This is a genomic window from Mycobacterium sp. MMS18-G62, from assembly GCF_053877835.1.
The window spans coordinates 3641678-3658987 of the sequence record NZ_CM132662.1 but is presented as its reverse complement, the minus strand read 5'-3'; the positions used below and the strand labels follow the sequence as shown (position 1 = coordinate 3658987).

The 17310-nt window shown below is 66.0% G+C and carries 17 protein-coding genes; 5 read left to right on the top strand and 12 right to left on the bottom strand.

Annotated elements, in window-relative coordinates:
- Positions 1–61: 61 nt before the first annotated feature.
- Positions 62–1507, top strand: coding sequence for a MocR-like transcription factor YczR (gene yczR / locus ACWW36_RS18190; protein WP_456142541.1), 1446 nt, complete (start codon positions 62–64; stop codon positions 1505–1507).
- A 26-nt stretch (positions 1508–1533) separates the two neighbouring features.
- On the top strand, positions 1534–2004 hold the full coding sequence (locus tag ACWW36_RS18185) for an SRPBCC domain-containing protein (RefSeq protein ID WP_456137379.1): 471 nt from the start codon (positions 1534–1536) through the stop codon (positions 2002–2004).
- Between the two features lie 11 nt (positions 2005–2015).
- Here the strand turns inward: ACWW36_RS18185 and ACWW36_RS18180 are convergent, their stop codons facing one another.
- On the bottom strand, positions 2016–3023 hold the full coding sequence (locus ACWW36_RS18180; RefSeq protein WP_456142540.1) for a sigma-70 family RNA polymerase sigma factor: 1008 nt from the start codon (positions 3021–3023) through the stop codon (positions 2016–2018).
- 244 nt (positions 3024–3267) lie between these two features.
- Between ACWW36_RS18180 and ACWW36_RS18175 the strand changes: the two genes are divergently transcribed.
- Together ACWW36_RS18175 and ACWW36_RS18170 are read left to right on the top strand one after the other, a co-directional pair.
- Positions 3268–4017 carry a DUF899 domain-containing protein gene (locus ACWW36_RS18175; protein WP_456137378.1) on the top strand — a complete coding sequence of 250 codons (750 nt, stop codon included), beginning with the start codon at positions 3268–3270 and terminating at the stop codon, positions 4015–4017.
- A gap of 80 nt (positions 4018–4097) precedes the next feature.
- On the top strand, positions 4098–4409 hold the full coding sequence (locus tag ACWW36_RS18170; RefSeq protein WP_456137377.1) for a hypothetical protein: 312 nt from the start codon (positions 4098–4100) through the stop codon (positions 4407–4409).
- On the opposite strand, the gene serB is transcribed toward ACWW36_RS18170, so the two are convergent.
- Both serB and ctaD read right to left on the bottom strand, forming a co-directional pair.
- Entirely contained in the window at positions 4410–5645 is a 1236-nt protein-coding gene (gene serB / locus ACWW36_RS18165) for a phosphoserine phosphatase SerB (RefSeq protein WP_456137376.1), read from the bottom strand.
- Between the two features lie 16 nt (positions 5646–5661).
- On the bottom strand, positions 5662–7407 hold the full coding sequence (gene ctaD, locus ACWW36_RS18160) for an aa3-type cytochrome oxidase subunit I (RefSeq protein ID WP_456137375.1): 1746 nt from the start codon (positions 7405–7407) through the stop codon (positions 5662–5664).
- 160 nt (positions 7408–7567) lie between these two features.
- On the opposite strand from ctaD, the gene ACWW36_RS18155 reads away from it, so the two are divergent.
- Positions 7568–8671 carry an iron-siderophore ABC transporter substrate-binding protein gene (locus ACWW36_RS18155; RefSeq protein ID WP_456137374.1) on the top strand — a complete coding sequence of 368 codons (1104 nt, stop codon included), beginning with the start codon at positions 7568–7570 and terminating at the stop codon, positions 8669–8671.
- Here ACWW36_RS18155 and ACWW36_RS18150 read toward each other — a convergent pair.
- The 9 genes from ACWW36_RS18150 to ACWW36_RS18110 are packed head-to-tail and all read right to left on the bottom strand — an operon-like array spanning position 8664 to position 17307.
- A complete protein-coding gene (locus ACWW36_RS18150; RefSeq protein WP_456137373.1) occupies positions 8664–9701 on the bottom strand; it encodes an isopenicillin N synthase family dioxygenase in 1038 nt (345 codons plus the stop codon). The two genes, ACWW36_RS18155 and ACWW36_RS18150, sit on opposite strands and share 8 nt — an antisense overlap.
- On the bottom strand, positions 9698–10225 hold the full coding sequence (locus ACWW36_RS18145; protein WP_456137372.1) for a hypothetical protein: 528 nt from the start codon (positions 10223–10225) through the stop codon (positions 9698–9700). The genes ACWW36_RS18150 and ACWW36_RS18145 overlap by 4 nt, the downstream gene beginning before the upstream one ends.
- Positions 10222–11250 (bottom strand): allantoicase, encoded by a 1029-nt coding sequence (alc, locus tag ACWW36_RS18140; protein WP_456137371.1) that lies wholly within the window; start codon positions 11248–11250, stop codon positions 10222–10224. The genes ACWW36_RS18145 and alc overlap by 4 nt, the downstream gene beginning before the upstream one ends.
- Positions 11247–11999, bottom strand: a complete 753-nt coding sequence (locus ACWW36_RS18135) for an aspartate/glutamate racemase family protein (protein WP_456137370.1) — start codon at positions 11997–11999, stop codon at positions 11247–11249. The genes alc and ACWW36_RS18135 overlap by 4 nt, the downstream gene beginning before the upstream one ends.
- Positions 11996–13288: an allantoinase AllB gene (gene allB / locus ACWW36_RS18130; RefSeq protein ID WP_456137369.1), complete on the bottom strand. Its 1293-nt coding sequence runs from the start codon at positions 13286–13288 to the stop codon at positions 11996–11998. The genes ACWW36_RS18135 and allB overlap by 4 nt, the downstream gene beginning before the upstream one ends.
- A complete protein-coding gene (locus tag ACWW36_RS18125; protein ID WP_456137368.1) occupies positions 13285–14091 on the bottom strand; it encodes an N-acyl homoserine lactonase family protein in 807 nt (268 codons plus the stop codon). The genes allB and ACWW36_RS18125 overlap by 4 nt, the downstream gene beginning before the upstream one ends.
- A gap of 4 nt (positions 14092–14095) precedes the next feature.
- Positions 14096–15676 carry an ABC transporter substrate-binding protein gene (locus tag ACWW36_RS18120; protein WP_456137367.1) on the bottom strand — a complete coding sequence of 527 codons (1581 nt, stop codon included), beginning with the start codon at positions 15674–15676 and terminating at the stop codon, positions 14096–14098.
- The gene (locus ACWW36_RS18115; RefSeq protein WP_456137366.1) at positions 15673–16302 is read right to left on the bottom strand and encodes a cysteine hydrolase family protein; all 630 of its coding nucleotides are present in this window, start codon (positions 16300–16302) and stop codon (positions 15673–15675) included. Before ACWW36_RS18115 ends, ACWW36_RS18120 begins: the two co-directional genes overlap by 4 nt.
- On the bottom strand, positions 16303–17307 hold the full coding sequence (locus ACWW36_RS18110) for an ABC transporter permease (RefSeq protein WP_456137365.1): 1005 nt from the start codon (positions 17305–17307) through the stop codon (positions 16303–16305).
- Positions 17308–17310 lie beyond the last annotated feature (3 nt).

The following is a 17310-nucleotide window of genomic DNA, read 5'->3' as shown; positions in this document are numbered from 1 at the left end:
CCCGATAGTTGCGACGACTGGCTTGCTTATCAATAGCCAGTTGTCGCATACTGGCATGGATATGACCGTCGATATGGCTGCTCGCGCGCTCGATGTGGACCTGCTGGCCCGTGAACTCGGCAACTGGCGCACGTCCAGTCGCAGTGGTCCGGCGTACCAGGGACTAGCCGACGGCATCCGGATGCTGATCGTCGACGGGCGCCTCCCCGTCGGCGCTCGACTGCCCAGCGAGCGGGCGCTGGCCGACACGCTGCGGGTGTCCCGTACGACGGTGACCGCCGCGTATGCGCAACTGCGCGACGACGGGTATCTCAACGCCCGCCGCGGCGCACGCAGCACGACGTCATTGCCCGAAGCGCCCGTCGCTGCTCCCCCGCTGTACACCTCGCCGTCTGTCAATCTGGCGGTTGCTGCGCTGGCCGCTCCGGCCGGCGCGGTTCAGGAAGCCTTCGTCGAAGCCACGCGGCAAATGCCGCCGTATCTGCACCAGACGGGCCATGACCTGCGCGGTGTCGCGCCACTGCGCGAAGCGATCGCCGAAAGATACTGTGCGCGAGGACTTCCCACCGATCCCGACCAGATCATGGTCACCAGCGGCGCGCAGCAAGCGATCAGCCTGATCCTGAACACCTACACCGCGGCCGGCGACCGCGTGCTGGTCGAACAGCCCACGTATCACGGCGCCATCTCCGCCATCACCACCATGGGCGCGCGGCCCGTTCCCGTCGCGCTCGCTGACGACGGCTGGGAACTTTCCGCGGTGCACGCCGCGATACGGCAACTGTCCCCCACCTTGGCCTACTTCGTACCGGACAATCACAATCCGACCGGATTGACGATGCCGGCAGCGGCGCGAAAGCAGTTGGCGCAGATCATTTCCGAAACCCGAACCCATACCATCGTCGACGAGACCATGACAGAGGTGTGGCTCGACGAGCCCGTCCCGCCGCCACTTGCGGCCTCGATGTCCACACGCCGCGAGCTTGTGCTGACCATCGGATCGATGTCCAAATCGTTCTGGGGCGGCCTGCGCATCGGCTGGATACGCGCCGAACGCAACGCTCTGGCGACGATCGCGGGTCTTCGTCCCGCCGTGGACATGGGCACAGCGATCGTCGAACAGCTCGCAGCCGCAACGCTTCTCGCGCAAGCGGACAACCTGCTGCCTGAGCGCCGTGAGATATTGCGCGCCCGCCGCGCGCTGCTGTTGTCCCTGTTGCAGGATCATCTGCCGGACTGGCATGCCGCCCCTGGCAGCGGCGGCATGTCGCTGTGGGTGCGCATGCCCGCTCCGATGAGTTCGGCGTTGTCGGCCGCGGCGTCGCGGCTAGGCCTGGAAATTCCTCCGGGCCCACGCTTTGGAGTCGACGGAACGCTGGAGCGGTTCGTCAGAATCCCGTACACGCTGCCCGAGGAACAGCTCAGCGAGGCAATCGAATTGCTGGCCCGCGCGTGGCGATCAGTCACCGGTACGGCGACGCCCGAACGTCACGCGATGGTTGTTTGACAACGCGTATCTGCGAAAGTGGACGCGTGTATTCGACCAAGGTTTCGCGGCACGTGAACGCGCCGCGCTCGGCGATCTATCGAGCGCTGCTGGATGCGGACGCGATCGCGACATGGCGTGTCCCCGCAGGCATGAGCGCTCACGTGCACGAGTTCGATGCCCGCGAAGGCGGTAGATTCCGGATCTCGCTCACATACGATGCGCCGGACCGGGCCGGCAAGTCGGCATCGCAAACCGACACCTACCACGGCCACTTCGCGCTGCTTGTGCCGGACGAGCAGGTGGTCGAAGTGTCGGAGTTCGAGACCGCCGACCCCGCGCTGCGCGGGACGATGACGATGACGACCACGCTCACCGATGCCGATGGCGGTACCGATGTCCTCATCGTGCACGACGGCGTGCCCGACAGAGTGCCGGCCGCCGACAACGAAATGGGCACGCGGATGGCACTGGCAAAGCTCGCCGAGTTCGTTGAGGCGCAGGAAGCGTCGAAATAAGGCGAAGATCTTCAGCCTGGAAGCGAGCGCGGCAGCCCGAACGATGGAAGCACGTCATTGTCGAACCGTGTCAGGGCGCAGATCCGGTCGCCGACGACGGTGAGCACGAGTAGGCCCGCCCCGTGGCGCAGGCCGCTGGCAGTGCTGAGGTACGCGCCGAACGCCGGCTGACCATTCGAGCGTGTCGGCACGAGGTGATACCTCCTGCCCATGCCGAAGACGCTTGCGTAGAAGCGGGCGACAACGTCGCGGCCCTGGTATTCGAGCGGAACCGGCGGCATGGACACGGTGACGTCGGCGGTAAGCAGGGCGACCAGCTCCTCGACATCGCCAGATTCATACGCGCGCACGAACTTTGCCACCAGCGCCTGCTCGGCGGGTGACTCGGGAGCGGGAGGTGGTTCGTCCTCGCCGGCCCCCGGCAGGCGCCGCTGCAGTGCGGCGCGGGCGCGTTTGAGCGCGCTGTTGACCGATTCGACGCTCGAGTCGAGGATTTCGGCCACCTCGTTCGCGTGGTACCCGAGTACCTCGCGCAAGATGAGGACCGCACGCTGGCGGGCGGGCAGGACTTGCAACGCGGTCACGAAGGCCAGGGAAATGGCCTCGGTCTGCTCGTAGCGTGCCTCGGGGCCGAGCGGCACGTTGACCGCGCCTTCCAGGCGTGCGTCGGGATATGGCTCGAGCCAAGTGATTTCGCCCAGCCGGGTAGGCTCGGGCGGCTCAATCGTCGAGATGTCCCACTCCTTGGCCGGGCGCCGCTTGGTCGAGCGAAGCACGTCGAGGCACCTGTTGGTGGCGATGCGGTAGAGCCACGTGCGGATCGAGGCTCGACCCTCGAATCGCTCGAGCGCCTGCCAGGCCGACAACAAGGTGTCCTGCAGGGCGTCCTCGGCGTCCTGGAACGACCCGAGCATCCGGTAGCAGTGCACCAGTAGTTCTGGACGGTACGGCTCGGTCAGCTCTCGGAACGCGTCGCCGTCCCCGGCCCGTGCCCTGGTGATCAAGTCGGATGCCATCACCTGCGACCACTTCGCCCTCGCGTCACGTATCTCGCTCCTCTTGTCGACTTTCAAGTATCGACGTCAACCACGGCGAGAACTGGGCGCAGATTGCGCGCCCAGTTTCTCAGTGTCGCAGCGCCTACATCTTCGGCAGTTCGAATCCATTCGATCGCACGCGTAGGCCGTCACCGCCCAGTTCGTGGATCGGCCGGCGTCAATACCAACAGTTGGAATACACGAGAACCGAAAGGCATGAATCGCTATGAACACACCCCCCATCGTGTCGGCGCAGGACTGGGAAGCTGCGCGCCAGCAGCTGCTGAGCCGAGAAAAAGAGGTCACCCGGGCCCGTGATGCGCTCGCGGCGTCGCGCCGACGGATGCCGTGGCTGCGCGTGGACAAGCAGTACCGGTTCGACGGGCCGGAGGGCGGCGCCAGCCTGCTCGACCTGTTCGACGGCCGTCGTCAACTGGTCGTCTACCGTGCATTCTTCGAACCTGGCGTGCACGGGTGGCCCGAACACGCCTGCCGCGGCTGCTCCATGGTCGCAGACAACATCGGCCACGTCGCGCACCTCAACGCCCGCGACACCACGCTCGTATTGGTTTCGCGCGCACCGCAAGCCGACATCGAGCGGGTGAAGGCTCGGATGGGCTGGCGGATGCCGTGGTACACCATCACCGACGACTTCGACGTCGACTTCGGCGTTGACCAGTGGCATGGAACCAACGCGTTCATCCGGGACGGCGAAGACGTCTTCCGCACGTACTTCATCAACAACCGCGGCGACGAAGCCTTGGGTAGCACGTGGAGCTACCTCGATATCACCGCTCTTGGGCGCCAAGAGCAGTGGGAGGATTCACCGGACGGCTATCCTCAGTCGGCGCCGTACGAATGGTGGAACTGGCACGACGAATACGAAGATCCCACGTCGTCGTCCGAGGAATGGAAGAGGCGTGCCGCCGCCGCGCAGGCCCTGCTGCGCACGAAGCCGGACGGCGACACCACATGATCGGTCGCGCCGCGGTCTTCGGCCGCCGAGCGTGTGCGATTATCGCAGCGTGTTCAGCTGTGCTGCATGGCTTTTCGCTCATGGAGGCGACGAGCGCCACTGCGACTGCGCTGACCGTGGTGATGCTCGCGGCGTGTCTGTTCTGTGCACGTGATCTGTGGGCTCGCGGCTCGTCGCGGGCTTGGGTCCTGGTCGCCTTGATGAATATCGCGATGATTGCCATCCATTCCCCTGGATCAGCCGGGCATCACCACCACGGCGGCGCGGGCATGGCTGCTGCGGGAACGCCTCATTCGACGGTGATGAGCTTGGCCACCGCTTTCGCGGTGGTCGAGGTCGTCGTCGCCGCCGCGGTGCTGTACTTCCGCAGCCGTGAGCTTCGAGTCGTCTAGCTAGTCGTCGGGGATGTCGACGCGACGGACCACGCCGTCCAGCGCGTCGGCCGCCTCGATCTCGCCGCGGGTGATGCCGAGGAGGAACAGCACGGTGTCCAGATACGGATGGCTCAGCGATGCGTCGGCGACCTCACGCAACGCCGGCTTGGCGTTGAACGCCACCCCCAGCCCCGCGGCGGCGAGCATGTCGATGTCGTTGGCACCGTCGCCGACGGCCACGGTCTGCTCCATGGGCACACCGGCTTGCTGCGCAAAGTCTCTGAGCGCCTTGGCCTTTCCGGGCCGGTCGATGACGGGGCCGATCACCCGGCCGGTCAGCTTTCCGTCGACGATCTCCAGTTCGTTGGCGGCGACGAAGTCCATCTCCAGCTCGTGCGCGAGTGGGTCGATCACCTGCCGGAAACCACCGGAGACGATGCCGCAGTGATAACCCAAGCGTCGCAACGTCCGAAGCGTCGTGCGTGCCCCCGCCGTCAGCTCGATCTGCTCGCCGACGTCCTCGAGCACAGAGGCGGGCAGACCCGCCAGCGTCGCCACCCTGCGGTGCAGTGATTCGGCGAAGTCCAGCTCGCCGCGCATCGCCGCCTCGGTGACTTCCGCGACGGCCGCCTCGGCGCCTGCCCTGGCGGCCAGCATTTCGATGACCTCACCCTGGATCAGAGTCGAATCGACGTCGAACACGATGAGCCGCTTGGCCCTTCGCGACAGGCTGTAATCCTCGAGCGCGATGTCGACGCCCTCCTCGACCGCGACCCGTGCCAGCGCGACCTGCAGCTCTCCGTAGACGCCGTTTCGGGGCACTGATACCCGCAGCTCCAAACCCGTCACTGGGTAGTCGGAGACGCCGCGAATGAAGTCGATGTTGACGTCGAGCACGGCCAGTTTCCTGGCGACGACGCCGAACGACTCTGCGGTGATCGGGCGGCCCAACACGACGATGGTGTGCGTCGACGGTTCCTGCATGACGGGCAGGTCGTCGCTGCGTTCGATCGTGACGTCCAGGCCGACCCCGTGGATGGCGGCCTCGACCTCGTCGCGCAATTCGGCCCCGCCGGCGATCTCGGATGGCCCAGCCACGAGCACGCCCAGCGTCAACCGGCCGCGAATGACCACCTGTTCGACGTTGAGGAGATCAACCTTGTGCCGCGACAGCACCTCGAACAGCGCCGACGTGACGCCTGGCTGATCGCGGCCGGTGACGGTGATCAGCACCGACACCTTCGATGTACTCACCCCCGCACACCTACGGTCAGGTGCGGACGTTCTCGTTGTCCAGCCGGGTCACGTCGCCGTCCTCCGGCCCGTGAGCGCGTCCAACGTGCGCCTCCGCACGCATCCGATCCACCATGTGCGGGTAGTGCAGCTCGAAAGCCGGCCGCTCCGAACGGATTCGGGGAAGCTCGGTGAAGTTGTGCCGCGGCGGCGGGCAGCTGGTGGCCCACTCCAGCGAGTTGCCGTAGCCCCAGGGGTCGTCGACCATCACCGGCTCGCCGTAGCGCCAACTCTTGAAGACGTTCCAGACGAACGGGATCGTCGAAATGCCAAGGGTGAACGCGCCGATGGTCGACACGATGTTCAGCGTGGTGAACCCGTCGGTCGGCAGGTAGTCGGCGTAGCGGCGCGGCATGCCCTCGTCACCCAGCCAGTGCTGCACCAGGAACGTGGTGTGGAAGCCGATGAACGTCAGCCAGAAGTGCAGCTTGCCCAGCCGCTCGTCGAGCAGGCGACCGGTCATCTTCGGGAACCAGAAGTAGATGCCGGCGTAGGTGGCGAACACGATCGTGCCGAACAACACGTAGTGGAAGTGCGCCACCACGAAATACGAGTCGGTGACGTGGAAGTCGATCGGCGGGCTGGCCAACAGCACACCCGAAAGGCCGCCGAGGAGGAACGTGACCAGGAAGCCGATCGAGAACAGCATCGGCGTCTCGAACGTCAACTGGCCCTTCCACATTGTGCCGATCCAGTTGAAGAACTTGATACCGGTCGGCACCGCGATCAGGAATGTCATGAACGAGAAGAACGGCAGCAGCACTGCCCCAGTGGCGTACATGTGGTGAGCCCACACGGCGACCGACAGGGCCGCGATCGACAGCGTCGCGTAGATCAGGGTGGTGTAGCCGAAGATCGGCTTGCGCGAGAACACCGGGAATATCTCACTCACGATGCCGAAGAACGGCAGCGCGATGATGTACACCTCGGGGTGCCCGAAGAACCAGAACAGGTGCTGCCACAGCAGCACGCCGCCGTTCGCGGGGTCATAGATGTGAGCGCCCAGCAGGCGGTCGGCCGCCAGCCCGAACAGCGCGGCGGTCAGCAGTGGGAAGGCCAGCAGCACCAGGATCGACGTCACCAGGATGTTCCAGGTGAAGATCGGCATGCGGAACATCGTCATGCCAGGAGCTCGCATACACACCACCGTGGTGATCATGTTGACAGCGCCAAGGATGGTGCCGAGACCACCGACGCCCAGGCCCATGATCCACAGGTTGCCGCCCGCACCCGGCGAGTGAATCGCATCGGTCAGCGGCGTGTAGGCGGTCCAGCCGAAGTCGGCGGCGCCACCCGGGGTGATGAAACCGCCAAGAGCGATCATCGCGCCGAACAGGAACAGCCAGAACGAGAACGCGTTCAGCCGCGGGAACGCCACGTCGGGTGCGCCGATCTGCAGCGGCAGCACCAGGTTGGCGAACCCAAACACGATCGGGGTCGCGTAGAACAGCAGCATCACCGTGCCGTGCATGGTGAACAGCTGGTTGAACTGCTCGTTGGACAGGAACTGCAGGCCGGGCAGGGCCAGCTCGGTGCGCATGAACAGCGCCATCAGCCCGCCGATGAAGAAGAAGATGAAGCAGGCGACGCAGTACATGATGCCGATCATCTTGTGATCGGTGGTCGTGATGAGCTTGTAGACCAGGTTGCCCTTTGGACCGAGCCGGGCCGGGAACGGACGGCGAGCCTCGAGTTCTCCGATTGGGGGCGCTTCGGCTACCAACAGGTCCTCCAAACATCCGGTCGGGACATCCCCGCAGACTTCACCGCTGAATCCTATCGTCTGCCACGACCCGAGGTCGGGGTGGTCCTACAAACCGTCGTAATTAGTCGGGCTCGCTGGTTGAGTGGCCGCCAGCAGCCCGGATGTTACCGTCGGCGACGTGCTGATCAGCCGACCGCGCGTAGGTCTGATAACGGGCGTGGCCGCTGTCGTCACCGCGGTTTCGATAACGGTCATCAGCGGCTGCGGATCATCTGGCAAGAACCCAGAGAGCCCCGCCGGGCAACGGTCCGTCGTCACCAGCACCACTAAAATCGCCACCGCGGGCGTCCTCGGCAACCAGCGCCGACCCGACGAATCGTGCGCACCTGATCCGGCGGCCCTCGACCCGGGTCCTCCCGACCGCGAGGTCCGCCATGCCGCGGGAACCACCACCGTGCACGCCGACCCGCAGCGCATAGTGGTGCTGTCCGGTGATCAGCTCGACGCGTTGTGTGCACTGGGCCTGCAGTCACGGATCGTCGGAGCGGCGCTACCCGACGGGTCGACCAACCAGCCGTCGTATCTCGGCACCGTCGTGCACAACGTGCCTGGCGTCGGCACCCGCAGCGCGCCTGACATCGCGGCGATCAAGGCCGCCGCGCCGGACCTGATCCTCGGCTCGCAGGCGCTGACACCGGAGGCGTACCCCGAACTGACCGCTATTGCGCCGACGGTGTTCACCGGCCCGCCCGGCGCGGCGTGGCAGGACAACCTGCGCACCGTGGGCGCGGCGACCGGACGCCTCGACGCCGCCAACGGGCTGATCGACGGGTTCGAGAAGGACGCCGACAAGACCGGTGCCGACGACGACGCCACCCATTTCCAGGCCTCGGTCGTGCAGTTCACCGACACCACCATGCGGGTCTACGGCACCGACACCTTCCCCGGTAGCGTGTTGGGCGCGGTCGGCGCGGATCGGCCTGCGGCACAACGGTTTACCGACAAGCCGTATATCGAGATCGGCATCACCGACACGGATCTGGAGAACTCCCCCGACCTCTCCGCCGCCGACGGCGACATCGTCTACATCTCGTTCGCATCGCCGGCGGCCAAGGACCGCGCCCCGACGGTGCTGGAAAGCAACGCGTGGAAGAAGTTGTCGGCCAACCGTGACAACCGCGTGTTCGCCGTCAACAACGAGGTCTGGCAGACCGGTGAGGGCATCGTCGCCGCGCGCGGCATACTGGCCGACCTGAAGTGGGTCAACGCCCCGATCAACTAGGTGCTTGCAGCGCCTGCTGACCGAATTGGTTGGGGGCCAACGATCCGTCGGGTAGCACGAGTTCTCCGCTGTCGATCCGATTGCGCAGGTACGCGAACGTCTGGGCCGTCTGGGCGAACAGGTGCTCGCCCGCGCGCAGCGTCGGACGGGCAATCGCGCCGGCGGTGGCGAACTGCGGCAGCGGCTTGACCTCGGTGTGGTAGTCGACGTTGAAGAACAGCGGAAACGAGTAACGCTCTTCAGCAACTTTGCGCACCCGGTGACTGGTCGCGACGAACGCGCCGTTGGTCCACAGCTCCAGCATGTCGCCGATGTTCACCACGTATGTGCCCTCCACCGGTGGCACGTCGATCCACTCACCCGACCCGTTGAGCACCTCCAACCCCGGTGCCGTCGGCTTGAGCAGCGTGAAGCACTCGTAGTCGGTATGTGCGCCGATGCCCTGGCCGTCCTGAGCCTGCGGGTTGTAGGGGTAGTGCACAAGCCTCAACTGGCTCGGGGTCTTGGTGGCGTGCCGGGAGAACACGTCGGGGTCCTCGCCGAGCGCGACCGCGAATGCCCACAGCAGCCGATTCCCCTCCTCGAGAACGGCTTCGTAATAGGCGGTGACGGCCTCGGCGAAGCCTGGCAGGTCCGGCCACGTGTTCGGGCCGAGCATCGGGTTGCCCGCGAGGTAGTCGGGATCGTCGGCGGGTAGGTCCAGTGCGGTGTCGAACGCCTCCTTGAAGTCCGGAGTGCCGGTCTCCACCCCCTCTTCTCCGACGGGCACGTACCCGCGGTGGCAGCGCGACAGACCGATGTAGCTGCGCATCTTCTCTTCGACGGGCAGCGCGAAGAACTCTTTGGTGGCGGCCAGCATCCGGTCGAACAGCGACTCGTCGACTCCCGTGCCGCTGATGTAGAAGAATCCGACATCGCGTGCGGCTCTGCCGATATCGGCGGCCACCCGCTCGCGGTCGGCCCGATCCGGCGAGCGCAGCCCGCTAACGTCAACGATCGGCACCGAGGTGAATGACGTTGCGCCACTCATGGATTCACGTTCCCTTCGCTTCGTTCGACCGTCCAGCGGACACCATTGGCCCAGACATACTCGCCGCTGATCACCAGCGCGTTCCATCGCGGTCCGTCGACCGCGTCGATCACGACGTCGCCGCCGCCCGCCCAGCCGAACAGGGTGCCGACGCGCATCAGAAGACCGGTTTCGCCGTCGGGTGCGGCCAGGAACAGCGCGCCACACGGCGTCGCGGCGGCGCTGTCACGACACCAATGCTCGACGTAGTCGGCGTATACCCCCGTCTCCACGAGGATGCCGTCGTGCCACCGCATCGACCCCGCATCGGGATGCGGCCCTGGCGGTTCCAGCTCGACGGCGCGATGCCATTCGAAGACGTCGCCGTTCTGGCTCAGCGTGCCGGCGAAACCTCGCGAGTCGACATACGCGGTGATGCCCTGCAACCAGGTGACGTCGGTTCCGGTGTCACGTGAGCCGTCAGCCTCGATCAGCAGCGTCCGCCGCCACAGCCCGACGCAGTCGGATGCCAGCACCGCCGTCATGCCGACTCCTCCCACCGCTGTCGCAGCAGGGCCAAGCCCTCGCCGGTCGGCGTTCCGACTGCGCGCACCCTGGCGATCCCGCCGTCGGGGTACGCCTCCACACGCAAGGCGGTGATGCCGCGGGCGTCGACGACGAACACCTGCCTGCAGTCGGCGGCCAATCGTGTTCGGGGCAGCACAGTTTCGTCGAACGGCATCAGCGCCCAACCGTGTTCGCTGTCGGGCCGGGCACGTGTGCCGAGCACGGCCACCTCCGGTGTGGCGTTGAAAACGAAACAGGTCGTGTCGATTTCGATGCGACGCAGGTCGGCGGGCACCGCGAACGAGATCATCACTGCGTCATGGGTGTCGGGCCCGATATCGCGGCGCCTGCGCGTCTCCCAGCCGTCGCCCATGTTGACGGGCCGGTTCGGAGCGATCAGCACGCTGGCATGCGAATAGAAACTGTCGCTGCACCACTCGACCCGGCCACCGCACTCGACACCGGACACCTCGACGGTGACGTCGGACCACAGCGCCGGATCGGGGATCACTTCGCCGAATGCCCGCAGCCTGGCCACTCCCCCGTCGGATTCCAGCCGCAACCGCAGATGGCTCCAGCGTTGCGGGTTGTCGACAGCAAGCAGATTGTGCGAATCCGGTTTCAGCACAGTCGATTCGATCAGCGGCACCCATATCACGTCCGGCGCGGTTGGGTCACGGCCCGGGTCGAGCAAGCACGCGTCGATGCTGCAGCCGGTTGGATGGTTGCCCGAGAAGAAACGGGTATCGACGTCGACCTCGTGCAGCTGTCCGGTGACTCCCAGCCGCACGATCACCCAGTCGCCGTCCGGCCAGGCGTGCCGTCGCGTCTCCCAGCCGTCGACGACCTCGCCCCGCAGGTCGTACGTGCCCGGCACGAATGCGGGCTCCGACGGGTCGATGAGGCTTTCCTTGAATCCGAACGACTCGTCACTGGCGGCGACGACGCTGCCGCCGAGCGCGCGTGACGCGAGGTCGACTGCGCCATTGATCCGGCGCTTCATGATTGCAACCCCAACGCTTTCGATATCGGCCAGTGGCTGCGCGGGTTGTCTGGACCCGGCGCGTACACGCCCGCCTTGCTGGTCGACAGCCCTAGTCCGACGACAGCCTGCGCCAATCCCACCGCCGCGGCCACACCGTCGACCGCAGGGACACCGGCTTTTTCGGTGATCGCCGCCGTCACTGAAGCCATTCCCGCGCATCCGAGGCAGATGACGTCGGCGCCGTCCTCGCTGACTGCGCGGACCGCCTCGTCGACGATGGCGGCCACCGCAGCGGCCGGGTCGGCGTCCACCTCGGCAGTGCCGAGGCCGCACGCGCGCACCGAGACGCAGTGGGCGTCGAGCCCGGCCAGCATCAGCCGGTCTTCGATCGGCGCGATCGAGCGGGCCAGCGTGGTGACGACCGAGAACCGCCGGCCGATCAGATGTGCGATATGTGCAGCGGACTCGGCGATATCGAACACCGGTACCGTCAGCATCTCCTGCAGGGCGTCTTTTCCGTGCTCGCCGAAACCGGCCAGCACGACCGCGTCGTGATCGAATCGGCCTTCATCGAGACGGCGGCCAACCGCGTCCATCACCCCCACCGCCGACAGATAGCTTTCAGCCGCCGAGTCGATCGCCGTGACTCCGAAATACGGCTCCACACATTCGATCTCTGTTCCCGCGGCCGCCGCGGCACGCGCGGCCGATGCGATCTCTGCGGTCATCGACGCGGAGATGTTCGGGTTGATCACCAGAATCTTCATGCCGGCACCTCGTCGAACACCAGCCGCCCTGCCGACCACGTCTGCAGCACCGAACCGCGCAGCGCCATACCGTGATACGGGCTGACCGCATGCCGGTGCCGAAGTGCGCCGGCGTCGATCACCTCTTCTGCGTCCGGATCGAACACGCAGAAGTCCGCCCGCAGGCCAACGGCGATCCGCCCCCTGTCGGCGAGCCCAGCCAGCACGGCGGGTCTCTCGGACATCCACCGGCTCAGGTCGGCCACCTCCACGCCGCGCCGCGCGGCCTGTGTCCAGACGGCGCGCGGACCGAGCTGCAACGAGCTCACCCCGCCGAAGGCCCGCCCGAAGTCACCGTCGCCCTTGTATTCGGGTGCGCACGGCGAGTGGTCCGATACGACCATGTCCAGCGTGCCGTCTACCAGGCTGTCCCACAGGAGATTTCGGTTGGCCGAGCCGCGGATCGGTGGGCATGCCGCGAATTCGGTGCCGCCGTCGGGGATGTTCTCCGCAGCGAACGTCAGGTAATGCGGACAGGTTTCCGCGGTGACCGCCACCCCGTCCCGCTTGGCCTCGGCCAACTGTGCGAGCACTCGCCCGCTGGAAACGTGCACGATGTGCGCGCGGCCGCCGGTGGCCGCAGCGGTGTCCAACACCAACGCGACGGCATCCTCCTCGGCCGCGTCGGGCCGCGAGTTCAGAAACGACGAGTAGTCGCGCCCGCACGGCCGCGGGCTGCCATCGATGACGGCGTGGCTCTCGGCGTGGACCAGCAGAACCGAATCGAGCTCTGCGATGTGTTCCATCGCCTGCCGGAACTGACCGGACGTCAGGCGGGGAAAATTCGGGTTGCCGGAGTCGGTGAGGAAGCACTTGAAGCCGCGCACACCGGCCGTCGCCAACGGTGCGAGGTCGTGCAGGTTGTCGGGCACCACGCCCGCCCAGTAGCCGACGTCGACCTGACAGTTGTCTTGGGCGGCGGCTTGTTTGACGTGGAGCGCCGCGACGCTCGTGGTGACGGGATCGGAATCCAGCGGCATGTCGACCAATGTCGTGATGCCGCCGGCTGCCGCTGCAGCGGTGGCCGTCGCGAAGCCTTCCCAGTCGGTGCCGGGTTCGTTGATGTGCACGTGTGTGTCGACGAAACCGGGAAGCAGAACGGCATTCGACGGCACCAGCGCCTCGGCGGCCGCGTAGTCCGCGTCGAACGTGCCGATGTCTGCGATTCGGCCGTCGACGATCGCGACGGCGGCCGCCCGCAGCGCGCCGTCGATCAGCGTCCGCTCGGCGCGGAGCACCACATCGGTCATCCGAACCGCTCGTGGAAGTGCCGGGTCATCTCCGGCCACACATGCGGATCGTGGCCCGGAATCAGCTGATAACCCTTGTCTCTGGCCAACTTCTTCAGCCGGCGGATCGGCTCGATGGTCTCCTCCGGCGCGACGTCGATGAACCCGCCGATCGCCAGCTCCTGCTCGATGTTCTCCGTCAGGTCCGCGGCGTCGAAAGCAAACACGAAGCCGTCACCACCCACCGACTCGTCGAGTTCGACCACGAAACTCTGATGCCCGGGTGTGTGGCCATATGTCGGCACCACGCTGATGCCTGGCGCAATCTCGGCCTCACCGTCAGCCAGCTGCCAATCGATCCGCGGATCGTCGAAGTCGATCCTGGCGATCGCATGCCGTTCCGGCTCAGGGTGATTCGACAGGCCGTACTCGACCTCCCGCCGCTGCGCATGCACCGGCACCTTGCCTGCGAACAGCTTGAGCCCGCCGGCGTGGTCGTGATGCAGGTGGCTCACCGCGACCGCGTGGATGTCGTCGATGTCGATGCCGACGTCGAGCAGCGACTGCTCGATCGGCTCACCAGGGCCGGGCAGCACCGGGATGTACTCGACGGTCGGATAGAACCGTCGGTACAGCGCGGGATCCCGGATCAGCGCGGTGTTGAACCCGGTGTCCAGAAGCACCCAACCGCCGTCGGTCTGTAGCAGGACCCCTGGCACCGGTTCACGCAACCGCTCCTCGGGAGGAGTGCCGTAGACCGATATGGCCTTCGGCAGCTCCTCCCAGCCGAGCGTCAACAAGACGATCCGGCGCACCTTTCCCATGGAGTCAGCCCACCGACAGCGCGGCGATCCGGAGCGAGTTCGGGTTGGACACCGCGTGCGCCTGCTCGACGCCCTTCAGCCACGGCTGGGCGACCACGAAGTCGTCGATGTCGGCGACGTTCAACCAGCATCCCGTCTGTTCGGCAGCCGCGCCGGCGTCCGAATACGGTTGCGGCGCACCGTTGGGCAGTCCCTGCGCCAGCGCCGCGGATACACGCGGATCCGAGCAACCCAGGTAATTGATTCCGCCGTCCTTGTCCCACGAGATGTGGCCCCAGGTGTACGGCGACGGAGCGTCCGGCCACACCGTGTTGGCGAGGATCTCCGGTGCCGCCTGCATGTCGGTGCCGATCCAGCCGTAGATCTCCGAGGTCGGGTATCCCTGCACCTTCGCGGTGAGTCCAGCCGCCGCGAGCTGAGTCTGCACGATGTTGCTGACCAGCTGCATATCGGGGTTGCTGGTGTCGTACCCGATGGTGATCATCTTCTGATCGGCGGGCAACCCGGCGGCGATCTTGGTCAGCGCCGCGGGATCATGCGTCAGATTCTGTTTCCCATATTCGGCGGCCAGCACGTACGGCGGATACATCTGAGCGCCGACCTTGCCGCGGCCGAAGAACGTCTGCTTGACGACCTGGTCGACGTCGATGGCATCGATCACCGCGGTGCGAGTGGCCTGGTCCTTCATCACGCCCTTGTTCGGGTTGAGATACATGAAGTTCGACATCATCGTCGGCAGCGAGTAGTGCGAGTACTTCGAGTTGTTCAGGTACTGCTCGACCGCCGACGAGGGCAGGTCATGCAAGATCGCCGCGAGCTGACCGTTGTTGAACTGCAACTGCTGCGCCGAGGTGTCGGTGATGACGGGCATCTCGACCTTCTCGAAATACGGCTTCGGGCCCCAGTAGTCAGGGAACGACGCCATCCCGTAGTGCGAGCCGACCTGCGCATCGGTCAGCGTGTACGGACCGGTGCCGAGGTCGTGCGTGGTGAGGTAGTTCTGCGCGAAGTCCGTGCCCCCGTTCGTCTGCAGGCCGGTCGGGCTCAGCATGCGCGGGCCGTACGGTGACGCGAGGTAGTCGAGGAACTCCGAGTTGGGATTCTTCAGCGTGATCGTGACGCCGTAATCGCCTTGGGTGGTGATCGATTCGATGTCCTTGACCATGTACGCGGGCCCACCGTTGACGGCTAGCCTGCGGTCGAACGACGCCTTGACCGCATCGGACTTGAACGGCGTGCCGTCATGGAACTTGACTCCCTCACGCAGCTTGAGCGTGAACACCTTGTTGTCGGGCGACGCGGTGTATTCGGTGGCGAGTAGTGGTTCCAACTCGGCCTTGCCCTCGCCGCCCTTGAACTGCAGCAGCCCCTCGTACAGGTTGGTGGTCAGCAGCAGGCCCTGCCCCGCGTAGTACACGTCGGGGTCCGGCGGCTGGCCTGGATCCTGCAGGAACGACAGGTGCAGCACTTTGTCGGTCGGCGCCGCATTGGGTGTGCCACCACCGGAATTCGAACCGCCGCAGGCTGACAGGGTCAGCATCGCGACGGCGCCCGCGGCGGCGAAAGTCAGTAGGCGCTTGCTCATCGTGCTGCTCCTTCGAGAAGTGGTTGTTCTAGCGTTTGGAAGGCGGCGAGGATCTCCTCGGTGGTGCGCATCGCGCCGGTCTGGAGGTACTCCATCGCGGCGAGGGCAGCATCGTGAAGGTATTGCGAGGAACCCCCGACGCAGTCGGTGACGACTCGAACGTAGTAGTCGCGCTGATGGGCATCGGCGAACGTGTAATGCACGCAGACGTCGGTCAGGCCGCCGATCAGAATCAGCGTCGACGCGCGCAGTCCCCGCAGCACGATCTCGAAATCCGTTCCGATGAAACCGGAGTAGCGCCGCTTGACGATGTGAAACTCGTCGGGCCGCGGCCGCAGCGACGGCTCAAGGTCCGTGCCGGGCTGGCCTTCGACACAGTGCACGCCTTCGGTGCCGTCCAGTTCACGACCGAAGTCCACCCCGCTGGGCCGGTGTACCTCTTGAAAGAACACGACGGGTACACCGGCCGAGCGGGCGGCGGCGACAAGCTTTTCGGCGCGCTCGACGCGTTCGGCATGGCCGGCCATATGCGGAATTCCCACCTCCGACACCGGCATTGCGCCGCCTTGCTGGATGTCGACGACGACCAGCACAGGATTTCCGACGATGAGTGGCTGTGTTGGCACCTAACCTCCTGTGACTGCGATTCGTGGGTCTGCCGCCGCCTGTAATAGGTCGACTGCGGTGTTGATGACGACATAGAGGACGCCCAACATCAGCGTGACGCCGGCGATGGCGGGAAAGTCGGCGACCGGGATGCTCTGTGCGATGTACTGACCGATACCGGGCCAGCCGAACACCTGCTCGACGACCAGAACGCCCGAGAACATCAGGCCCACCTGCAGCCCCGTCATCGACAGCGCGCCGCCCACCGAGTTGCGCAGCACATGGCCGGCCATGATCCGGCCCTCCGAAAGACCTTTGGCCCGTGCTGTTCTGGCGTAATCGCTGTCGGCGTCGGTCAACAGGCTGGACCGCAGGACCCGTCCGATCGCGACCGCGGGGCCGAGAGCGATCACCACCGCCGGGAGGATCAGGTGGTGCATTGCGTTGGCGACGACGTCGAACCGGCCGGCAAGCAGCCCGTCGACGGTCAGCATTCCGGTGGGCCCGGTCGGCGGATTCGGCACACTGATGCGGCCGTTCGCCGGTACCCACCCGAGCTTTTGGTAGAAGACGATCAGCCCCAGAATGCCGAGCAAGAACATCGGTGCGGCCGCGCCCGTGAACAGGATGGCCCGCAGCACACTCGCGCCCCGCCATTTCAGTGTGGTGCCGAATGCCAGCAGGCCGGCCAGGATCAGCGCCAAGCCCAGCCCATACATCGCCAGCTCGAGTGTCGCCGGGAAGAAGTCGCCCAAGTCGCTGCTCACCGGGTGCCGCGTGCGGAAGGAGCTACCCAGGTCGCCGTGAACGGCCGCGACGAGGTAATTCCAGAACTGGTTGATCATCGGCTGATCCAGGCCCAGCGTGTGCCGTCGTGCCGCAACCGCCTCCGCGGATGCGTTTGCGCCAAGCTGCGCCTTCACGGGATCCATCGGCGAAATGTGCTGCAGCACAAACATCACCGCGATCAGTGCGATGAGGATGGCCACCGTGGCGGCCAGCCGGGACAGGATGAAGTTTCGCATGCT